The sequence below is a fragment of the Porphyromonas uenonis 60-3 genome (assembly GCF_000174775.1).
GTDB classification, from domain to species: domain Bacteria; phylum Bacteroidota; class Bacteroidia; order Bacteroidales; family Porphyromonadaceae; genus Porphyromonas; species Porphyromonas uenonis_A.
Genome location: NZ_ACLR01000148.1, coordinates 1 through 545 on the forward strand (window position 1 = coordinate 1; position 545 = coordinate 545).

Annotated in this window: 1 protein-coding gene; it reads left to right on the forward strand. The window is 52.7% G+C overall.

The genetic code is table 11. The features are described from left to right. A partial coding sequence (locus PORUE0001_RS05060) for an integrase core domain-containing protein (RefSeq protein WP_007365398.1) occupies positions 1–545 on the forward strand: 545 nt, incomplete at both ends.

The window sequence follows — 545 nt, forward strand, 5'->3', positions numbered from 1 at the left end:
GTCAATCACGGCTTCCAAGACCACCTGAACACCACCCCTAAGTACATCGCCACCGACCATTGCCGGCTCACCGTCTCAGACATAACCTACGTCAAGTGTTTAGGGGGCTTCGCATATCTCTCCCTGACGATGGATGCTTATAGCCGCATCATCACCGGCTTTGACCTGCAGCCCACGCTCTCCACAGAGGGCCCCTACAACGCACTAAAACAGACCGTTGACTTCTACCAAAAGCATGGCTTTGACCTCAAAGGACTCATCTTCCATAGCGACCGAGGCTGTCAATACGTCTCCAAGCAGATGACCGACTACGAGGCCAGCCTAGGCATCGTAACCAGCGTCACCCAGACAGGCAACCCTCTCCACAACGCTATGGCAGAGCGACTTAACGGGATCATCAAGAACGACTGGCTCTACAACTTTGAGGACAAACCCATAGAAGAAGTTCGAGAGATCCTCTCGCAAACGATTGCTCTCTATAACACAGCGCGTCCTCATCGAGCCCTCAACAAGAAGACTCCGATGCAGATGCTCATACCAGATTA